A 19,855-nucleotide genomic window follows, 5' to 3' on the forward strand; every position below is an offset into this window, starting at 1 on the left:
GCTTCCGAAACCGGCGTCGTACTCCGTCACGACGCGAATACGTCGGCCCGGCCCGGAAATCAGGGGGTTTCGGACGACGGTCAGCGGGTCGGGCGGGTCAGGTACGCCACGACCTCGCGGCCGATGCGGGTGATCACGACGGTCATCGGCTGCGAGCCCTGGAGCTTGAGCCGCTTGCGCAGGACGTCGGGGTCGACGCCGGCACCGCGGGTGAGGATCTCCACGGCGCCGACGTCGCGCGCCCGCAGCTCCGCGCGCAGCGCCTTCTCGGAGAACTTCAGCTGCTCGAGGATCTCGAAGCCGCGCTGCCCCGCGGGCACGGCGTCGCCGGACAGGTAGGCGATGTGCGGGTCGAGCTGCCACAGCCCGTGCCGCCCGGCGTAGTGCCGCACGAGGCCGGCGCGGATGACGGCACCGTCGGGCTCGATGAGGTACTTCCCCGCGGGCTCCGGATCCACGTCGTGCGGATCGGTGGAGAAGACCTCGTAGCCGCCCGCGCCGGAGGCGCGCAGCACCGTCGCGCGGGTGAGCCCGGGGACCGCGACGGGACCGGACCACAGGCAGGCCTCGCGGACGCCGCCGTCGAGCGAGACGATCTCGACCTCCCCGTCGAAGTCGCCGCGCCGCCGCAGACCGTCGTAGTCGATGCCCGGCGCGGTCTTCACAGCCAGCGACCGCCCGGCGTACGCGGCGCGCAGGGCCGAGAGCGCGGGCGACATCTGCTCGGGGTCGACGATCCGCCGCCCGCCCGCCCGGCGCGCCGGGTCGGCGATGACGACGTCGGCGGTGGTGGTGGGCGTCAGCGCGTCGGCCACGTAGACCAGCGCGCGCGGCACGTTGTGCGCCGCCATCCGGGCGCGCAGCGGGTCCAGGTCGCTGCCGACGACCCGCGGGCAGACCTGCACCAGTGCGCGCAGTTCCGCGCCGATGGAGCACGTCACGTCGTGCACGGAGAGCCACGCGAGACGGCGGGCGCGGTGCTCCGCGACCGCCGCCGGGGTGGCCTGCTGCACCGCCTCATCGGTGAGCAGCCAGCCGTCGACGTCGCCGAGCTTGGCGGCCGCGCGGCGACGGGCCCGCACCTGCTCGATCACGGCGGCGGCATGCACGCCGGCGATGCCGCGCACCGTCCCGACATCGGCCAGGAGGGTGCCGTCGGTCAGCGCGAGCCGATCCGCCGCGGCGACGGCTGCGGTGCCGTCGGCCGTGCGGAGATAGGCGAGATCGGCCCCGTCCAACCCGGCGAGCCCGGACTACTCGGGCTTGATGCCCGTGATGGCCAGGTTGTAGAAGAACTTGCGCGGCACGACGCGGCGCATCACGGCCTCGTCGAGCGCGGAGAGCTTCTTCCATCCGCCGAAGGCGAAACCGGCCCAGCCGAAGCCCAGCTTCTCCGGGGGCACGGCCGCCTCGAAGGTGCGCACGGGCCAGCCGAGGAAGGCGGCGGTGAACTCGTCGGTGGTGGCCTCCACCTCGACGGCGCCGGCGCGGGCCGCCATGGCCTCCATCGCGTCCGGGTCGAAGGTGTGGATGTCGACCACGGCCTCGAGCGCCGCGGCGCGCGAGGACTCGTCGAGCTCTGCCTGCGGGCGACGCCAGTCCGCGAGGAACGGCAGCTTGGTCGCCTTGGTCGTGATGCCCCAGGTGATCCGGCCGAGCCAACGGGCGTAGAAGTCGCCGATGGTGGTGGGCTCGCCCGCGAACACGAACCGGCCGCCCGGCTTGAGCACGCGGAGCACCTCGCGCAGCGACTGCTCCACGTCGGGGATGTGATGCAGCACGGCATGGCCGACGACCAGGTCGAAGGTGTTGTCGTCGTACGGGATGGTCTCCGCGTCGGCGACGCGGCCGTCGACGGTGTGGCCGAGGGCCTCGCCGTTGCGCAGCGCGACCTTCACCATGCCGGGCGAGAGGTCGGTGACCGAGCCGGTCTCCGCGACCCCCGCCGACATGAGGTTGAGCAGGAAGAAGCCGGTGCCGCAGCCCAGCTCCAGGGCGCGGCCGTAGGGCTTCTCGTTCTCCCCGCCGGTGGCGGCCTCGAAACGGTCGCGGGCGTAGTCGATGCACCGCTCGTCGAAGCTGATGTGCCACTTCTCGTCGTACGTCTCGGCTTCCCAGTCGTGGTAGAGCACCTGGGCGAGCTTCGTATCGGAGAATGCGGCCTCAACCTCGTCCGCCGTGGCGTGCGGGTTGGGGGCCGGCTGCTGGTCGGTCATGAAGGCCTTTCGAGAAGATTGTTCCCGTCAGGTTACCGCCCGGTCAGATCACCGCCAACCCGCGTGATGAGAACACGTTCTGCCGCCGCGGGTCGGCGCCGACTCCCCCGGGTTACTTGCCGACGAACTTCGCCTTGCCCGGCCCGTTCTCGATGAACGAGGTCATGCCGATGGTGCGGTCCTCGGTCGCGAAGAGGCCGGCGAAGAGGTGCCGCTCGATGGCGAGACCGGTGTTCAGGTCGGTGTCGAGGCCCTGGTCGATGGCCTGCTTGGCGGCGCGCAGCGCCTGCGAGGCGGCGCCCGAGAACTGCTTCGCCCACGTCAGGGCGGCGTTGTAGACGTCGTCGGGGGCGACGACCTCGTCGACGAGGCCGATCTGCAGGGCCTCCTCGGCGCCGACGAAGCGGCCCGTGAAGACCATGTCCTTCGCCTTGGCCGGGCCCACCAGGCGGGCGAGGCGCTGCGTGCCGCCGCCGCCGGGGATCACGCCGAGCAGGATCTCGGGGACGCCGACCTTGGCGTTGTCGCCGACGATGCGACGGTCGGCGCCGAGGGCCACCTCGAGGCCGCCGCCGAGGGCGTAGCCGGTGATGGCGGCGACGGTCGGCTTGGTGATCGACGCGATCGCCGAGAGGCCGCCCTGGAGCAGCTTGATGGCCTCGCTCATGTCCGTGTAGCCCATCGCCTGCATCTCCTTGATGTCGGCGCCGGCCGCGAAGACCTTCGGGCCGCCGTAGACGACGACGGCCTTGATGTCGTCGCGCTTGTTCACCTCGGCGGCGAGGGCGATGAGCTCGTCCTGGACCTGCGAGTTGATGGCGTTCATCGGCGGGCGGTTCAGGCGGATCGTGCCGATGCCGGGGTGCTCGTCGGAGGTCTCGAGGGTCACGAATTCAGTCATGACCCCAGAGGCTACCGGGTGCCCGAAAATTTAGTTGGACGTCCACGTAAATTCGCGCGAGCGGCCTAGCGTCGCGTCAGTAGATCGTCGAGCCCTCGGCGTACTCGGCCCACCCCGGGAACCGTCGCTCCTCGCGGGTCATGCCGTCGACGATGGCGACGGGCGCGAGGTCCGCGGCCTCCGCGGCCCAGCCCAGCACGTCCTCGACGGTGTCGAAGGGCAGCAACTGGAACAGCTGCGAATAGGTGGGCGCCATGAGCTTGTTGCGCCCCGCGAGCCAGGCGTCGATCACGGCCTGCGGCGCGTGCCAGCCCGCCGACACGGCCTCGGTGGTCACGCACGTCGCCTCCTGCCCCGCGGGCAGCGCGGCCAGGTAGAACATCGTGTCGTACCGGCGGGGCCGCCCGGGCGGGGTCACCCAGCGCGACAACGGCACCAGGTCGTCCGGGTGCACGCGCACGCCGCACTCCTCGTGCGTCTCCCGCGCCGCGGTCACCCGCAGGTCGTCGCCGTCCGACGGCTCGATACCGCCGCCCGGGAAGACCGTCACGTCGGGCGCGAACTCCATCCCGCTCGCGCGGGTCTGCACGAAGACCTCCAGCCCCGACGGTGCCGTCCGCAGCAGCAGGACGGTGGCCGCGGGCCGGATGGGGACGTCCGCGAGGTCGCGCCGATGCTCGGCGCCCTGCCCGCTCATGCCTGCAGCCTCCGGCGTCCGGGGCGCGAGGCGCGGCGGGCGAAGAACCGGCCGTCCACCTCGTCGAGCAGGATGCGCTGGCTGAAGGTCTCCGAGAGCACCTCGGCGGTGAGCACGTCGCCGATGAGGCCCTGCGCCACGACGCCGCCCTCCTTGAGCATCAGCGCGTGGGTGAAGCCCGGCGGCACCTCCTCGACGTGGTGCGTCACCAGCACGGTGGCCGGCGCGTCGGGATCCTGCGCCAGGGTGTCGAGCCGGGCGACGAGCTCCTCGCGGCCGCCGAGGTCGAGGCCCGCGGCGGGCTCGTCGAGCAGCATGAGCTCGGGGTCGGTCATGAGGGCGCGGGCGATCAGCACGCGCTTGCGCTCCCCCTCGGACAGCGTGCCGAAGCGGCGGTTCGCGAGGTGCTCGGCCCCCATGGACTCGAGCACGTCGACGGCGCGGCCGATGTCGACCTCGTCGTAGCGCTCGCGCCACCGGCCGAGCACGGCGTAGCCCGCGGAGACCACGAGGTCGGTCACCAGCTCGTCGTCCGGGACGCGCGACGCGAGGGCCGCCGAGCACACGCCGATCCGCGCGGTGAGGTCCTGCACGACGGTCTTACCGAGCACCTCGCCCAGGATGTGGGCGGTGCCCGCGCTGGGGAAGTCCTGCGCGGAGGCGAGCCGCATGAGTGAGGTCTTGCCGGCGCCGTTGGGGCCGATGACGATCCACCGCTCGTCCAACTCGACGCGCCAATCGATGGGGCCCACCAGGGTTCGGCTGTCGCGCCGCAGGCTCACGCCGCGGAAGTCGATCACCAGGTCCTGGTCGGGTTCGGCGGCGGAGTCGGGGGCGGGCGCGCTGGAGGCGGCGACGGGATCGGACACATCACCATCCTGCCGCACGGGACCGGCCGCGGTTGGCAGGATGGTCCCCGTGTCCACAGACCACCGCTCCCCCACCCCCGGCGCCGCGCACCCCCTCGGCGCCGCTCCGCAGCCCGGCGGCGTGAACTTCGCCGTGCACGCTCCGCGCGCCACCGACGTCTGGGTGTGCCTGATCGAGACCGACGATGCGGGGGCGCGCACCGAACAGCGCCTCCGACTGCCCGCGCAGACCGCCGGCGTGCACCACGGCTTCGTCGCCGGGATCGGCGAGGGCACCCGGTACTGCCTGCGCGCCGCGGGCCCCTGGGAACCCGAGAACGGACTGCGGTTCAACGAGCACAAGGCCCTCGTCGACCCCTACGCCCGCCGGCTCGACGGTGCCCTCGGCGACGGCGCGGCCCTCCTGCCGTACGGGGAGGACGGCGGACCGTCGGAGACGGATTCGCTGCCCGACATCCCGCTGTCCGTGGTCACGGGGGCGCCGCCGGCGCCGGAGCCCGGGCCGGGCGTCCCCTGGGACCGGACGGTGATCTGCGAGGTGCACGTCGGCTCGTACACCGCGCGGCACCCGGGGGTCCCGGAGGACCTGCGCGGCACCTACCTGGGGCTCGCGCAGCCGGCGGTGATCGAGCACCTGCGGCGCATCGGCGTCACCGCGGTGGAGTTGCTGCCCGTGCAGGCCTGTCTCACCGAGCCGGGCGTGCGCGACCGCGGGATGCGCAACCACTGGGGCTACTCGACGGGGGCCTACTACGCACCGGACCCGCGGTACGCGGCGCGAGACGGCCAGGAGGTCGAGGAGTTCGCGGAGATGGTGTCCGCGCTGCACTCCGCGGGCCTCGAGGTGCTCATGGACGTGGTCTACAACCACACCGCCGAGGAGTCCGTGGCGGGGCCGTCGCTGTCCTGGCGCGGACTCGACGCGCCCGGCTACTACCTACTCGAGAACGGTGAGGATCTCGACTACACGGGCTGCGGCAACACCGTCGACTGCGCCTCCCCCGCGGCCGTGCGGATGGTTCTCGACAGCCTGCGGCACTTCGCGGGCGCGTTCGGCGTCGACGGCTTCCGGTTCGACCTCGCGAGCGTCCTCGGCCGCGGCCGCACCGGGACGGGGCCGCAGGGGCCGGTGATCCCGTTCGACCACCGCGCACCCCTGCTGACGGCGATCGCGGCGGACCCGATCCTGTCGACCCGCAAGCTCATCGCCGAGCCCTGGGACGCCACGGGCGAGGGCTACCGGGTGGGCGGCTTCCCGCCCGTGTGGGCCGAGTGGAACGACCGCTACCGCGACACCGTCCGCGACTTCTTCGCCGGCGGCGCGACCGTCGGGGCGCTCGCGTCACGCGTCTCGGGCAGCCAGGACCTGTTCGGGGCGCAGGGCCGCACGCCCTTCTCGTCGATCAACTTCATCACCGCCCACGACGGTTTCACCGCCCGTGACCTGGTGAGCTACGAGCGCAAGCACAACGAGGCCAACGGCGAGAACAACCGCGACGGCACCGACAACAACCACTCCGTGAATCACGGCTTCGAAGGCGGCACCACCGATCCCGCGATCCTCGCGGCACGCGCGGCGCACGTCCGGGCACTCCTGGCCACGCTGCTGCTCTCCACCGGCACGCCGATGCTGCTCGGCGGTGACGAGCTCGGCCACACCCAGTACGGCAACAACAACGCCTATTGCGTACCCGAGGGCACCCCCGCGGCCGACGCCTTCGCGGTGGACTGGGACGCCGCCGACGCCGACCTGACGGCCTTCGTGGCGCGGGTGGCGGCCGTGCGGCGGGCGGCGCCGGTGCTGCGCCAGCACGAGTTCTTCGACGGTCGCGCGACGCGCGACGGCGAGCCCGACCTCGCCTGGTTCGGCGCCGACGGCACCGAGATGCCGGGAGAGGACTGGCAGTCGCCGGAGGAGCGCACGCTGCAGGCGTGGGTCGACGGTTCCGACGTCCGCGCGCCCGGGCGCGACGCCGCCGTCGCGGAGAAGGACGCGCTCATCATCTGGCACGCGGGCGGCGAGGCGACCGTGGTGCTGGGCGGACCCGAATCGTGCACGCACGACTGGGAGCTCATCGTCGACACCACCCTGCCGACGGGCGAACCGGCGGGCCGCACGGTGTACCCGTCGCGGGCGGAGATCACGGTCTCCGGCCCGACGGTGCTCGCCTTCCAGCAGGTCTGAGCCGACCGGCCGTCGGCCTGCTCAGCCGTCGATGGGCACGCGGCGCACGCTGCCGTCGACGGCGTCGGCGGCCTCGATCTCGTCGCGGGTCACGCCGAGCACGAAGAGGACGGCGTCGAGGTACGGGTACGAGAGCGCCGCGTCGGCGACCTCGCGGAGCGCTGGCTTCGCGTTGAACGCGACCCCCAGGCCGGCGGCGGAGAGCATGTCGATGTCGTTCGCGCCGTCGCCGACGGCGACGGTCTCCTCGACCGGCACGCCGAAGGTGTCGGCGAACTCCTGCAGCGCGCGGGCCTTGCCGGGCCGGTCGACGACCTCCCCGATCACGCGGCCCGTGAGCACTCCGTCGACCACCTCGAGGGTGTTGGCGCGGACGAAGTCGAGCTCCAAGTCCTGCGCGAGTGGCTCGATGACGGCGGTGAAGCCGCCGGAGACCACGCCGCAGCGGTAGCCGAGGCGCTTGAGCGTGCGGATGGTGGTGCGCGCGCCCGGGGTCAGCTGCAGCCCGGCGGCGACGTCGTCGATGACGGACGCGGGCAGGCCGGCGAGGTTCTCCACGCGGGCGTGCAGCGACTGCTCGAAGTCGAGCTCGCCGCGCATCGCGGCCTCGGTGACCGCCGCGACCTCGGCCTCCTTGCCGGCGCGCGCGGCGAGCATCTCGATGACCTCGCCCTGCACCAGGGTGGAGTCCACGTCGAAGCAGATGAGCCGCTTGGAGCGCCGTGCGATGCCCGCGCGGGAGGTCGCGATGTCGACGCCCTGTTCCTTGGCGACGGCCGCGAGCTCGGCGCGGAAGGCGACCTCGTCGGCACCGCCGGGCACCGTCACCATGAGCTCGAGCGCCGTGACGGGGTAGTCGGCGACACCGGCGATCGACTCGATGTTGACGTCACGCCCGGCGAGGGCGGTCGCGAGGGCGGAGAGCGCGCGAGCGCTGACGGGCGCGCCGAGCAGCACGACGGCGTGCGTGGGCACGGGCGGACGGGGCGGCTGCTCGGCGGTGATCTCCACCGCGACGTCCATACCGACGGTGGCCATGGCCTGCTCGACGAGCTCCTGCACGTGCTCGGGGTCGCCGTGCACCGCGGCGAGCACCCCGAGGGTGAGCCGGCCGCGGATGACGGTCTGCTCGACGTCGAGGACGCTGACCTCGTTGCGGGCCAGCACCCCGAACAGGACCGAGCTGACGCCGGGCTTGTCGCCGCCGGTCACGGTGATGAGGATCGTGGGATCCGAAGTCGCTTCGTGCACGGGGAAATCGTAGTCGCCGCCTGGTGGAACGCCGAACGGCGCCTCCCGCGGAGGGAGACGCCGTTCGGTGTGGAGCAGGGGCCTGCGCTAGTGGCCCTTGCCGGGGCCCGAGTGGGCCTCGGTGCGCATGCGCTCGACCATGTGCGGGTAGTGCAGCTCGAACGCGGGGCGCTCGGAGCGGATGCGCGGCAGCTCGGTGAAGTTGTGCCGCGGCGGCGGGCAGCTGGTGGCCCACTCGAGGCTGTTGCCGAAGCCCCACGGGTCGTCGACCGTGACGACCTCGCCGTAGCGGTAGCTCTTGAAGACGTTCCACACGAAGGGCAGCGTCGAGGCGCCCAGGATGAACGCGCCGACCGTCGAGATCTGGTTCAGCGTCGTGAAGCCGTCCGTGTCGAGGTAGTCCGCGTAGCGGCGCGGCATGCCCTCGGCGCCGACCCAGTGCTGCACCAGGAAGGTCATGTGGAAGCCGATGAAGGTGAGCCAGAAGTGCCAGCGGCCCAGGCCCTCGTCGAGCATGCGGCCCGTCATCTTCGGGAACCAGAAGTAGATGCCGGCGTAGGTCGCGAACACGATGGTGCCGAAGAGCACGTAGTGGAAGTGCGCCACGACGAAGTACGTGTCGGACACCGCGAAGTCGAGCGGCGGCGACGCGAGGAGCACGCCGGTCAGGCCACCGAAGAGGAAGGTCACGATGAAGCCGATCGAGAACAGCATCGGCGATTCGAACGTTATCTGCCCTCTCCACATGGTGAGGATCCAGTTGAAGAACTTCACACCGGTCGGCACCGCGATGAGGAAGGTCATGAAGCTGAAGAAGGGCAGCAGCACCGCGCCGGTGGCGTACATGTGGTGCGCCCACACCGCGACCGACAGAGCCGCGATGGCCAGCGTGGCCAGGACCAGGCCGCTGTAGCCGAAGATCGGCTTGCGGCTGAACACGGGGAAGATCTCGGAGACGATGCCGAAGAAGGGCAGCGCGATGATGTAGACCTCGGGGTGGCCGAAGAACCAGAACAGGTGCTGCCACAGGATGACGCCGCCGTTGGCGGGGTCGTAGATGTGGGCGCCGAACTGGCGGTCGACCTCGAGGCCCATGAGCGCGGCGGTCAGCAGCGGGAAGGCCAGCAGGATCAGCAGCGAGGTCACCAGGATGTTCCAGGTGAAGATCGGCATGCGGAACATCGTCATGCCGGGGGCGCGCATGCAGATCACGGTGGTGACCATGTTGACGGCGCCGAGGATGGTGCCGAGACCACCGACCGCGAGGCCCATGATCCACAGGTCGGCGCCGGGGCCGGGCGAGTGGAGGGCGTCGGTCAGCGGGGTGTACGCGGTCCAGCCGAAGTCGGCCGCGCCGCCGGGCGTGATGAAGCCGGCGATCACCATGATGGCGCCGAAGACGAACAGCCAGTAGCCGAAGGCGTTCAGGCGCGGGAAGGCGACGTCGGGCGCGCCGATCTGCAGCGGCAGCACGAAGTTGGCGAAGCCGATGACGATCGGCGTCGCGTACAGCAGCAGCATCACGGTGCCGTGCATGGTGAACAGCTGGTTGAACTGCTCGGTGGAGAGGAACTGCAGGCCCGGGTTGGCCAGCTCGGCGCGCATCAGGAGCGCCATCAGGCCACCGATGAGGAAGAACGCGAAGCACGTGACGATGTACATGATGCCCAGCGTCTTGTGATCGGTCGTCGTGACCAGCTTGTAGATGAACGAGCCCTTGGGCCCGGTCCGCTGCGGATACGGACGTGCGGCGGTCACCTCGACTGCCGGACGATGCGCTTGCGCGGTCACAAATCCTCCTGCCCTGGGCCTTTCGATACCGCGGCTGTCGGTACCGGCGTACGGCCTCTTCAATCAGGTCTTTCGGGCGGTGTTCGCTCACGGCGGACGCCACCCTTGTGGGGTAAGCGTAGCCCCTCGCCCCCGGGCTTGTCCCCGCGGTCCTACTCTGCGTCGTACTCGCGTCGCGGAACCGGCCGGAAAGGCCGCTGCTGCTACCGTGGCGCACTGTCGGAACTACAGGTGAGGACAGCTGCCGTGAACAGGGTCGGAACAACCAGGGCGGGCGCCGCGATCGCGCTCGCCGTCGTCGCCGGCTCGGTGCTCACCGCGTGCGGCGGCTCGGAGCCGATCCAGCAGCCCTTCGCCTCGATCTCCACGACGACCACGCGGCTGGCGTCGGCCAACATCATCGGCCTCGACCGCAAGGCCGACGAGGCCTGCGCGGCCCCCGTGACCGGCGGCCCCGCCCCGGCGGCGATCGTGGTCGCCGACCCGACCCTCCTCGACGGGCTCTGCGCCCTCGGGCTGCAGAACCGGGTCAAGGCCGTCGGCGGCGACGCCCCGTCCTACCTCGGCGCGACCCTCGCGAAGGTCCCGAAGCTGGCCGACGGTGCGCGGGCCGACATCGCGGTAGGCACCGAGCAGTCCGCCGAGGCGAACCGTCGCGCGGGCCGGACGGTGACCGTCCCGGCACCGTCGGCGGACTGGCGCCGCAGCTTCCTCGCCCTGGCCGACGCCGTGCGGATGCCCACCGAGGCGCGGGCCGTGCTGGACCGTTACCAGCGCGACGCGGCGGAGAAGTCCGTGAAGATCGACGCGGTGCACAACACCGTCTCCCTGGTCCGCTTCACCGCGGACGGCAAGAACCTCGCCCTGGGCACCGCGCCGCTCGCGGCGCAGGTCCTCGCGGACCTCAAGGTCGTGCGGCCCGAGCCGCAGCGCAAGCCCGAGGCCGTGGAGATGTCGGGCGACGACGTCTCGGCCGCCGACGCCGACCTCATCTACGTGGGCTACGAGGGCGACAAGGGCCGCGAACACGGCATGGCCGTGATGACGACGAAGCCCTGGAAGCAGCTCCGCGCGGTCGTCGCCAAGCGACAACTCCTGGTCGAGGACTCCGCGTGGTTCTCCGCGGGCGGCCCCGTCGCAGCCGGCATCGTGCTGCACGACGTGAACAACACGATCAAGGCCTCCTCCTAGGCCTGCCCCCGTCCCAGACCTGCGCCCCGTCGGATCCCGGCGGGGCGCAGGTGTCTGCCGGCGATTGCCACACCTCCGAACAGGCCAGGAACGCGAACGTTCCTCCGTGACGCCTCTCACATGCGTCGGGTAAAACCGCTGGCCCAGAGCTCGGTGTACACCTGTTCACGGATTGGTGGCCGGAGACCCTTCATTCATGCTTGTTTCAAGTGATAGCCTGAAGGCGATTCAATCTCATACACGGCTTCTACCAGCACAGACGCCTGTGGGATTTCCCACAGGGTCACGGAAGAAACACCAGGTACGAGCCGGTCGAGGGAGCCAGGAAAGGATCCATCATGGCCCTGCTGAACATGCCCCGGGTGACCCACATGGCCCGCATGCGCGGCCGCTCGTTCCCCGGTCAGGCCGAGTACGAGCAGACGCTGAACGACCTCTCCGAGGCCTCGGTCCGGCGGAACTTCGATCCCTACGTCGACATCGACTGGGACTCCCCCGAGCTGGCGATCGTCCCCGACGACCCGCGCTGGGTGTGCAACCCGCGCTTCGACCCGATCGGCCGCCACCCCTGGTACCAGGAGCAGCCGCTGGCGAAGCAGATCGAGATCGGCATGTGGCGCCAGGCGAACGTCGCCAAGGTCGGCCTGCAGTTCGAGTCGATCCTGATCCGCGGCATCATGCAGTACACCGCCGTGCAGCCGAACAACTCCCCCGAGTTCCGCTACGCCACGCACGAGGCGAAGGAGGAGTGCCAGCACACGCTGATGTTCCAGGAGTTCGTCAACCGTGTCGGCATGGACGTCCCCGGCGGCGCGTGGTGGTTCCGCCGCCTGTCGCCGATCATCCCGCTGGCGGCCACCACCTTCCCGAACATCTTCTACATGGGCGTGCTGGCCGGCGAGGAGCCGATCGACCACCTGCAGAAGCAGTTCCTGCGCTCGGCCGATACGCAGCACCCCGCGATGACGTCGGTGATGCAGATCCACGTGGCCGAGGAGGCTCGCCACATCTCGTTCGCGCACCAGCTGCTCGAGCACAAGGTGCCCACCCGCGGCCCGGTCCCCCGCTTCCTCCTGTCGCTGGCGATGCCGCTGGTGATGCGCATCCTGCTCGGCGCGATCATGGTCCCGCCGAAGCAGTTCTGGGACACGTTCGACATCCCGCGCTCGGTGAAGAAGGACATCTTCTGGCGCTCGCCGGAGTCGAAGGCCATGCGTCAGGAGATCTTCGGTGACGTCCGCCTGCTCGCGGAGCGCACGAACCTGATGAACCCGGTCTCCCGCCTGCTGTGGCGCGCCCTGGGAATTCACGGCCGGACCTCGCGATTCCGCAGCGAGCCGTCGTACGCCGCGCAGTAGTCTCGAACCACCCCGAATATCCGGCTCGGCGGTCACCCGCCGAGCCGGACCCGTATCCCGGCCCGGATGCGAACACCCCGGAGGAGTTCCCTCAATGCCCCACGTCATCACCCAGTCCTGCTGCAGCGACGCGTCGTGCACCTTCGCCTGCCCGGTGAACTGCATCCATCCGACGCCCGACGAGCCGGGCTTCGCCACGGCCGAGATGCTGTACGTGGATCCCACCACCTGCGTCGACTGCGGCGCCTGCGTGACGGCGTGCCCCGTCGACGCCATCGGCCCGGCGCACCGCCTGCCCGAGGAGCACAAGGTCTACATCGAGCTCAATCGCTCGCTCGCGGCCGCCGACCCGGCCAACTCCTCGCTCGGCGGCCCGAATCCGCAGGAGCGCAGCCGGCCGCCGATGGCGCACACCGTGCCGCCGAAGGTCCTTCCGATCCCGTCGGGCACCGTCATCAGCGTCGGCGTGATCGGCAGCGGCCCCGCGGCGATGTACGCGGCCGACGAGCTGCTCCGCTACCCGGGCGTCACCGTCGACGTCTACGAGAAGCTGTCCACGCCGTACGGCCTGGCCCGCTTCGGCGTCGCCCCCGACCACACCCGCACCCGCAAGGTCTCGGGGCTGTTCGACAAGGTCGCCGCCGACCCGAACTTCCGGATCCACCTGAACACCGAGATCGGGCGCGACATCAGCCTCGAGGAGCTGCGGAAGCGCCACGACGCGATCGTCGTCGCCGTCGGCGCCAGCACCGACAAGAAGCTCGGCATCACCGGCGAGGACCTGGCAGGCGTCCGGAGCGCCACCGACTTCGTCGCCTGGTACAACGGCCACCCCGAGCACAAGGGCGACGCCGTCGACCTCACGCACGACCGCATCGTCGTCATCGGCAACGGCAACGTCGCGCTGGACGCGGCCCGCATCCTCACGGCCGAGCCCGAGGAGCTCGAGGGCACCACCATCTCCCCCGCCGCGCTCGCCGCGCTGCGCGAGTCGAAGGTGGAAGAGGTGGTGATCGTGGCCCGCCGCGGCCCCGAGCACGCCGCCTTCACCCTGCCCGAGGCCCTCGGTCTCGCCGACGAGCGCACCGTCATCGTGCACCCGGACCCCGACGTCGCCGAGACCATCGTCGCGGGCAGCGATTCCGAGCTGATCGGGCACAAGCTGCAGCTCCTCGAGTCGCTGGAGACCCAGTCGGACGCGCCGCGCCGCATCAGGCTGCGCTTCCTGACCACGCCCGAGTCGATCGAGGCGACCGACGACGGCCTGGTTCTGCACGCGAAGCACACCGTCACCGGCGAGGCGATCGACCTGCCCGTCGGCATGGTGTTCACGTCCGTCGGCTACCGCGGCGTGCCGGTGCCGGGCCTGCCCTTCGACGACCGCCGCGCGGTGCTGCCGAACGAGGCCGGCCGGGTCCTCGGGGACGACGGTGCGCCGCTCCCCGGCGTGTACGTCACGGGCTGGATCAAGCGCGGCCCCAACGGCTTCATCGGCACGAACAAGACCGACTCGCAGGAGACGGTGGAGAAGTTCGCCGAGGACGTCGTCGCCGGCGTGGTGAAGGGCCGCCCCTCGGGCAAGCGCAAGCGTCCGCTGGGCCGCATCCTCGGCGCGTAGCCCCTCCCCACGCGTAATCTCAGCGCCGTGGCCTCCTCCGCGAACGGCGAACCGGTCGAGCTGACCGTCGGCGACCGGGTCGTGCGCGTCTCCAGCCCGGAGCGCGTCTACTTCCCGCAGATCGGCGCGACGAAGCTCGACGTCGTGCGGTACTACGAGTCCGTGGGGCCCGGCATCGTCCGGGCACTGCGCGACCGCCCGACGATGCTGCACCGCTACCCGAAGGGCGTCGACGGGGCGAAGGTGCACCAGAAGCGGATCCCCGCCGGCGCGCCCGACTGGCTCGAGACGGTGGAGATCTACTTCCCGCGGTTCGGCCGCACCGCCGACGAGGTGGTCGTGACCGAGCTCGGCTCGGTGATCTGGGCGGCGCAGATGTCGACGGTCGAGTTCCACCCGTGGAACTGCCGGGCCGGCGACCTGGAGCACCCCGACGAGTGGCGCATCGACCTCGACCCGATGCCCGACTGCTCGTGGTCCCGCGTGCAACGGGTGGCGGGCGTCGTGCGCGAGGTCCTGGACGAGCTCGGCATCCGCGGGTTCCCCAAGACCTCGGGTGGTTCCGGCCTGCACGTGTACGTGCGGATCGAGCCCCGGTGGACGTTCTCGGAGGTCCGACGGTGCGCCCTCGCCTTCGCTCGGGAGGTCGAGCGCCGGGCACCGTCGGACGTGACGACGGTGTGGTGGCGGAAGGACCGCGACCCCTCGGCGGTGTTCCTCGACTACAACCAGAACGCCCGCGATCACACCATCGCGTGCGCGTACTCGCTGCGCGGCACCCCGATCGCCACCGCATCGGCCCCGATCACGTGGGACGAGGTGCCGGACGTGCACCCGGACGACTTCACGATCCGCACCCTCCCGGCGCGCTTCGCCGACCTCGGCGACCTGCACGCGCAGATCGACGACGAGGCCTTCTCCCTCGACACCCTCGTCGAGTGGGCCGACCGCGACGACCTCCCCCTCGCCGATTGAACACCGTTTCTGTTCATCGCGACCTGGGCTTTCGCCGACGGAAACGGTGTTCAATCGCCGTGGGTCACGCCCTGCAGGAGTCGCTGACGACGCGGACCGTCGAGGCGGGATGGGCTTCGAGCAGCGCCGCGGGGCGGATGGGGCGGCGGACGAGCTCGCCGCCGCAGTTGGGGCACGTGCCGTGCAGCTTGTCGGCGTTGCAGTCCGCGCACCACGTGCATTCGAAGGTGCAGATGAGCACGTCGCGCGCGTCCGGCGCGAGGTCGCGTCCGCAGCACTCGCAGTTCGGCCTGATCTCCAGCATCGCTCCCCCGTTCCTCCCGCTACTGTCCCAGTTCCCTGCGGTTCCGGCGCACGAATCCCCAGGATGCCCCCGCCGGAACCGCTAGGAGCCGCCGACGAAGTCGAGCAGCCCACGAACGGGATCGAGAGTGTTCGTGATGTTCGCGGCAGTGACCACCCCGGCGACGACGGCCGCCGCGAGCGTCGCCGCCGCCCACCGGCGACGGTCCTGCCGCCACGCGCGGACCGCGAAGACCACCAGCACCGCGGTCAGCACGCCGGCCATGACCACGACCGCCACGTGGTACCGCGCGAAGTCGTCGACCAGCGACTGGACCGGCCCGGACGGCGTCGCTCGCAGCTCGGTGCGCATCTGAGCGAGCGCTCGCCCCGGCTCCCCGTCGCGCAGTCGAACCGGGTCGAGCAGCGAGAACGCCGACGACAGGGGCGCCACCACACCTTGTACGTTGGCGATGAGCAGCACCGTCGGTATCAGCGCGAGCGCGCGGTGCCCGACGGAGATCGCGAGCGCCACGAGAAGTCCGGCGCACACCGCTTTGATCAGATGGAATCCGAACCAGTCGTCGACCAGCGACTGCAGCCCCGCCGAGAGCTCCGCGCGGCCACCGAGGAGCCACGGAGGGAACTCGCGGACGGCCCGCACATCGGCGTCGGTGCCGTAGACCGCCCTCGGAACGAAGATGAACGCGAGAACGAGAAGACCCGCCCCGACGAGCCACCACAGGCTCGCACGTGGGCGGGTCTCGTCGACGCCGTCCGGGATCAGAAGTCCCAGTCCTCGTCTTCGGTGTTGACGGCCTTGCCGATCACGTACGACGAACCGGAACCGGAGAAGAAGTCGTGGTTCTCGTCGGCGTTGGGCGACAGGGCGGAGAGGATCGCGGGGTTCACGTCGGTGGCGTCCTTGGGGAACAGGGCCTCGTAGCCCAGGTTCATCAGCGCCTTGTTGGCGTTGTACCGCAGGAACTTCTTGACGTCCTCGGTGAGACCGACCTCGTCGTACAGCGACTCGGTGTAGTCCTCCTCGTTCGAGTACAGCTCCATGAGCAGGTCGAACGTGTAGTCCTTGATCTCCTCGCGACGCTCCGGCGTCTGCGTCTCCAGGCCGCGCTGGAACTTGTAGCCGATGTAGTAGCCGTGCACGGCCTCGTCGCGGATGATCAGGCGGATCATGTCGGCCGTGTTGGTGAGCTTGGCGCGCGACGACCAGTACATCGGCAGGTAGAAGCCGCTGTAGAACAGGAACGACTCGAGCAGCGTCGAGGCGACCTTGCGCTTGAGGGGGTCGTCGCCGCGGTAGTAGTCCATGACGATGGACGCCTTGCGCTGCAGGTGCTCGTTCTCCTCCGACCAGCGGAAGGCGTCGTCGATCTCGCGGGTGCTGCACAGCGTGGAGAAGATGGAGCTGTAGCTCTTCGCGTGCACCGACTCCATGAACGCGATGTTGGTGTACACCGCCTCCTCGTGCGGAGTGATCGCGTCCGGGATCAGCGAGACCGCGCCGACGGTGCCCTGGATCGTGTCGAGCAGCGTGAGACCCGTGAAGACCCGCATGGTGAGCTGCTTCTCGTGGTCGGTGAGCGTGCCCCACGACGGGATGTCGTTGCTGACCGGCACCTTCTCGGGCAGCCAGAAGTTACCCGTCAGCCGGTCCCAGACCTCGGCGTCCTTCTCGTCCGGCACCCGGTTCCAGTTGATCGCCGACACCCGGCTGACCAGCTTGAGCGGAGCTCCGTCGGCGGGGCTGTGAGCGGCGGTTTCAGACATGACACCTCGGTTTTCGCGGAGCTGGATTTCTACGCTGATGACACTACCCCTTGGGGCCGACAAGTCCGGGAATCGCAAGACCTAGTGCATCGCGCCAGTTCGGCGTGTCGCGTGTCGGGGCCGCCGGATAGCCTCCGCGCATGCGGATCACCACCACGGTCACCGTCGCCGCGCCGCGCACCGCGGTGTTCGCGGCGTTCGCCGACATCGAGAACGCCCCGGCACGCATGTCCGGCATCGAGAGCGTCGACTTCGTCTCCGACGTCCGCACGGGCCTCGGCACCCGCTGGCGCGAGACGCGCCGCATGTACGGCCGCGCCGCCACCGAGGAGATGGAGATCACCGCGTTCGACGCCCCGTCGGGCTACACCGTCGAGGCCGACGGTCCCGGGGTCCGGTATCGCACCGAGTTCCGCTTCGAGGACGACGGTGCCGGAACCCGCGTCACGATGACCTTCGGCGGCGAACCGACCACGACGGTCAGCCGCATCCTCGCCGTCCTCACCAAGCCCCTCGCGGGCTCGGTGCGCAAGGCGGTGGAGGCCGACCTCGCCGATATGAAGCGGTACCTGGAGCGCCCCGGCTCCTAGCCGCGCCCTGCGGTGGAATTTCGCCGCTGAGCGGGCACTATCCACCGCACAGCGCAGCTCAGATGATCACAACGTCGAGCAACCCGTCCAGCACGGCCCGTTCGCCCTCCAGGTCGACGGTGCCGGGCTCGGCCCGGCGCCACAGCACCAGGTCCAGGTCCGAGGCGGTGCCGCGCAGCGTCACCTCCGCCGGAACCGGCTCGTCGAGGACGTCGATCCCGTCGGCGCGCAGCCGCAGCGTCCACCTGTCCCCCGTGTCGGTCGCCTCGATCGCGATCACCTTTCCCACGAGCGCCTCGGGCAGCCCCTTCTTGCCGACGATGAGCGGGATCTGCATCTGCGTCAGTTCGGTGATGCCGTCGGCGGCGGTCCACGCCGAGAGGGGCTCCGCACCGTCGGGCAGGGAGTTCTGCAGATCCCACCGGTGGATGGAGACCTCCTGCGTCATCCGCCGCATCCAGAACGCGGCGACGGTCCGACCGATGAAGGCGCGCGCGGGCTCGTCGGGCTCGTGCCGGCGCAGCTCGTCGACCAGGGCGGCGTTGACGCCCGCGTACCACCCGAGGACGGCGTCGCCGTCCGGCGCGTCGGAGACGTCGGGGATGAAGCGCTCCTTCGAATCCGGTCCCGCCTGCAGGAAGGCCGTGGCCCAGCGGTGAGCGCCGGCCGTGTGGACGACGCCCTCGCGCACCGTCCACCCGGGGCAGCTGGGGACGGGGAGCGCGAGGTGTGCGGGGTCGATGGCGGCGATGCGGGCACCGTCGGCGGCGATGGAGTCGAGCCAGAGCTGAGCTGTCATACCCCTGACACTACGAACTCAGGCCAGACCCGCGAGGCGATACAGCACGAGCGACCCCGCGACCGCGACGTTGAGGCTCGCGCCCCGCCCGATCATCGGGATCTCGACCGCCTCGTCGAGCAGGTGCAGGGTATCGCTGGGAATACCGGAGAACTCGTGCCCGAGCACGACGACGGTACGCCCCCGGGCCGGCGGCAGGTCGCCCAAGCGCGTCGCGCCCTCGGCCAGCTCCACGCCGATGATGTGCGAGCCGCGTTCGCGCTGTGCGAGGAGCCAGTTCTGCGGGTTGCCGACGCGGTGGATGCAACTGGGGCCGGGCAGCGTATTGCCCTTGCGCAGTGCGTTCTTCACCCAGTCGTGCGACGGCACCGCCATGCACGCGCCGACGGCGTCGCAGGTGCGCAGCAGGGTTCCGAGGTTCGCGCCGTGCTGCGCCCAGAGCGGGGCGACGATGAGGTGGTCCCAACAGGAGTGGCCCTGACGCCGCCGTGCGCGGCGCAGTTCGGAGCGGGACTTCACCCGCAGCTCGGCCATCAGACGGTGTGAGGCGTGGCGCCCCTTCCATGATTCGTCATGCGCCCAGGTTACGTGACCTGCACGGCGTCCAGCAATGCCGTTGCGACCGTGCCGTCGCCGAACGTCGTGAGGTCGCCGAGGGGCACGCGGCGCCAGAGCGCGAGGTACAGGTCCGACGTGGCGCCGCGCAGCGCGACGTCGCCCTTCGCGTGCCCGCGCTCGAGGGCGAGCGACTCCCGCGCGAGGGTCAGGGTCCATTCCGCGTCGTCGCGGTCGGTGCCGTGCAGGTGGACGGTCCGCCCGACGAGCCCGTCCGGCAGGCCGGGGCCGCGGGCGAGGAACCGCCCGGCGAACACCTGGGCCCACTCCTCGATCCCGTCTCCCGCGAGGACGGATTCGACGGGGAGCGCTGCGTTCCAGGAGTTCTCGGCGTCCCAGCGGTGCACGGCGGTCTCGTGCGCCTGGCGGCGCATCCAGAACCCGGCGGTGACGCGGCCCGTGAACGCCCTGGCGGGCTCGTCCGCGGCGTGCCGGTGCAGTTCGGCCAGAAGCCCGTCGAGGCGGTCGCGGTACCACCCGGTCACGGCCGCCCCGGCGGGTGCGTCGTCCTCGATCGGGGCGAACCGGTTCGTCGATGCGGGCCCCTCGGCGAGGAACGTCGCGGCCCAGCGATGCACGCCTCCGAGGTGCACGATGAGGTCGCGCACCGTCCAGCCCGGGCAGGTCGGGACGGCGAGGTCCAGGCGCTCCGGCGGGGTCGCGGCGACGGCGCCGCCGTCCCGCTCCAGCGCCGCCAGCCAGTCGTTCGGGCCTGTCATGCCGGTGACG

At 70.9% G+C, this 19,855-nt stretch carries 19 protein-coding genes; 6 read left to right on the plus strand and 13 right to left on the minus strand.

The window, feature by feature from the left end; all coding sequences use genetic code 11:
* Positions 1-80: 80 nt before the first annotated feature.
* From BLW32_RS20660 to BLW32_RS20680, 5 genes are all read right to left on the minus strand, one after another.
* Complete coding sequence (locus tag BLW32_RS20660; protein ID WP_068521694.1) at positions 81-1,238, minus strand: class I SAM-dependent methyltransferase; 1,158 nt, start codon at positions 1,236-1,238, stop codon at positions 81-83.
* Positions 1,239-1,253: 15 nt separating this feature from the next.
* Complete coding sequence (locus tag BLW32_RS20665) at positions 1,254-2,216, minus strand: class I SAM-dependent methyltransferase (protein WP_068521696.1); 963 nt, start codon at positions 2,214-2,216, stop codon at positions 1,254-1,256.
* 112 nt (positions 2,217-2,328) lie between these two features.
* The gene (locus tag BLW32_RS20670; RefSeq protein ID WP_068739566.1) at positions 2,329-3,117 is read right to left on the minus strand and encodes an enoyl-CoA hydratase/isomerase family protein; all 789 of its coding nucleotides are present in this window, start codon (positions 3,115-3,117) and stop codon (positions 2,329-2,331) included.
* A 76-nt stretch (positions 3,118-3,193) separates the two neighbouring features.
* Positions 3,194-3,814, minus strand: coding sequence for an NUDIX hydrolase (locus tag BLW32_RS20675; protein WP_068739568.1), 621 nt, complete (start codon positions 3,812-3,814; stop codon positions 3,194-3,196).
* Entirely contained in the window at positions 3,811-4,683 is an 873-nt protein-coding gene (locus BLW32_RS20680; RefSeq protein WP_068521702.1) for an ABC transporter ATP-binding protein, read from the minus strand. Before BLW32_RS20680 ends, BLW32_RS20675 begins: the two co-directional genes overlap by 4 nt.
* Positions 4,684-4,723: 40 nt before the next feature.
* Here BLW32_RS20680 and glgX point away from each other — a divergent pair, with 40 nt between their 5' ends.
* Positions 4,724-6,868 carry a glycogen debranching protein GlgX gene (gene glgX / locus BLW32_RS20685; RefSeq protein ID WP_068739570.1) on the plus strand — a complete coding sequence of 715 codons (2,145 nt, stop codon included), beginning with the start codon at positions 4,724-4,726 and terminating at the stop codon, positions 6,866-6,868.
* Positions 6,869-6,889: 21 nt separating this feature from the next.
* On the opposite strand, the gene serB is transcribed toward glgX, so the two are convergent.
* Positions 6,890-8,119 carry a phosphoserine phosphatase SerB gene (gene serB / locus BLW32_RS20690; protein WP_068521704.1) on the minus strand — a complete coding sequence of 410 codons (1,230 nt, stop codon included), beginning with the start codon at positions 8,117-8,119 and terminating at the stop codon, positions 6,890-6,892.
* Between the two features lie 87 nt (positions 8,120-8,206).
* Positions 8,207-9,910 (minus strand): aa3-type cytochrome oxidase subunit I, encoded by a 1,704-nt coding sequence (gene ctaD, locus BLW32_RS20695; protein WP_068521706.1) that lies wholly within the window; start codon positions 9,908-9,910, stop codon positions 8,207-8,209.
* A 246-nt stretch (positions 9,911-10,156) separates the two neighbouring features.
* Here ctaD and BLW32_RS20700 point away from each other — a divergent pair, with 246 nt between their 5' ends.
* From BLW32_RS20700 to ligD, 4 genes are all read left to right on the plus strand, one after another.
* Positions 10,157-11,101, plus strand: a complete 945-nt coding sequence (locus BLW32_RS20700) for a TroA family protein (protein WP_068739572.1) — start codon at positions 10,157-10,159, stop codon at positions 11,099-11,101.
* Positions 11,102-11,454: 353 nt separating this feature from the next.
* Entirely contained in the window at positions 11,455-12,459 is a 1,005-nt protein-coding gene (locus BLW32_RS20705) for an AurF N-oxygenase family protein (protein WP_068523218.1), read from the plus strand.
* A 94-nt stretch (positions 12,460-12,553) separates the two neighbouring features.
* Positions 12,554-14,077, plus strand: coding sequence for an FAD-dependent oxidoreductase (locus BLW32_RS20710; protein ID WP_068739574.1), 1,524 nt, complete (start codon positions 12,554-12,556; stop codon positions 14,075-14,077).
* 27 nt (positions 14,078-14,104) lie between these two features.
* Entirely contained in the window at positions 14,105-15,052 is a 948-nt protein-coding gene (ligD, locus tag BLW32_RS20715; RefSeq protein ID WP_068739576.1) for a non-homologous end-joining DNA ligase, read from the plus strand.
* 64 nt (positions 15,053-15,116) lie between these two features.
* On the opposite strand, the gene BLW32_RS20720 is transcribed toward ligD, so the two are convergent.
* The 3 genes from BLW32_RS20720 to nrdF form a co-directional block, all read right to left on the minus strand.
* Positions 15,117-15,356 carry a DUF1272 domain-containing protein gene (locus BLW32_RS20720; RefSeq protein WP_068739578.1) on the minus strand — a complete coding sequence of 80 codons (240 nt, stop codon included), beginning with the start codon at positions 15,354-15,356 and terminating at the stop codon, positions 15,117-15,119.
* A gap of 81 nt (positions 15,357-15,437) precedes the next feature.
* Positions 15,438-15,998: a hypothetical protein gene (locus BLW32_RS20725; RefSeq protein ID WP_068739580.1), complete on the minus strand. Its 561-nt coding sequence runs from the start codon at positions 15,996-15,998 to the stop codon at positions 15,438-15,440.
* A gap of 119 nt (positions 15,999-16,117) precedes the next feature.
* Entirely contained in the window at positions 16,118-17,122 is a 1,005-nt protein-coding gene (nrdF, locus tag BLW32_RS20730; RefSeq protein WP_068521715.1) for a class 1b ribonucleoside-diphosphate reductase subunit beta, read from the minus strand.
* 140 nt (positions 17,123-17,262) lie between these two features.
* On the opposite strand from nrdF, the gene BLW32_RS20735 reads away from it, so the two are divergent.
* Positions 17,263-17,712, plus strand: a complete 450-nt coding sequence (locus BLW32_RS20735; RefSeq protein WP_068739582.1) for an SRPBCC family protein — start codon at positions 17,263-17,265, stop codon at positions 17,710-17,712.
* Between the two features lie 58 nt (positions 17,713-17,770).
* Here the strand turns inward: BLW32_RS20735 and BLW32_RS20740 are convergent, their stop codons facing one another.
* The 3 genes from BLW32_RS20740 to BLW32_RS20750 are packed head-to-tail and all read right to left on the minus strand — an operon-like array spanning position 17,771 to position 19,845.
* Positions 17,771-18,511: a maleylpyruvate isomerase family mycothiol-dependent enzyme gene (locus BLW32_RS20740; protein ID WP_068739584.1), complete on the minus strand. Its 741-nt coding sequence runs from the start codon at positions 18,509-18,511 to the stop codon at positions 17,771-17,773.
* 18 nt (positions 18,512-18,529) lie between these two features.
* Positions 18,530-19,045, minus strand: coding sequence for a TrmH family RNA methyltransferase (locus BLW32_RS20745; RefSeq protein ID WP_068739586.1), 516 nt, complete (start codon positions 19,043-19,045; stop codon positions 18,530-18,532).
* A gap of 50 nt (positions 19,046-19,095) precedes the next feature.
* A complete protein-coding gene (locus BLW32_RS20750; RefSeq protein WP_068626920.1) occupies positions 19,096-19,845 on the minus strand; it encodes a maleylpyruvate isomerase family mycothiol-dependent enzyme in 750 nt (249 codons plus the stop codon).
* Positions 19,846-19,855: the final 10 nt, after the last annotated feature.

This window comes from Tsukamurella tyrosinosolvens, from assembly GCF_900104775.1.
Classification (GTDB): Bacteria; Actinomycetota; Actinomycetes; order Mycobacteriales; family Mycobacteriaceae; genus Tsukamurella; species Tsukamurella tyrosinosolvens.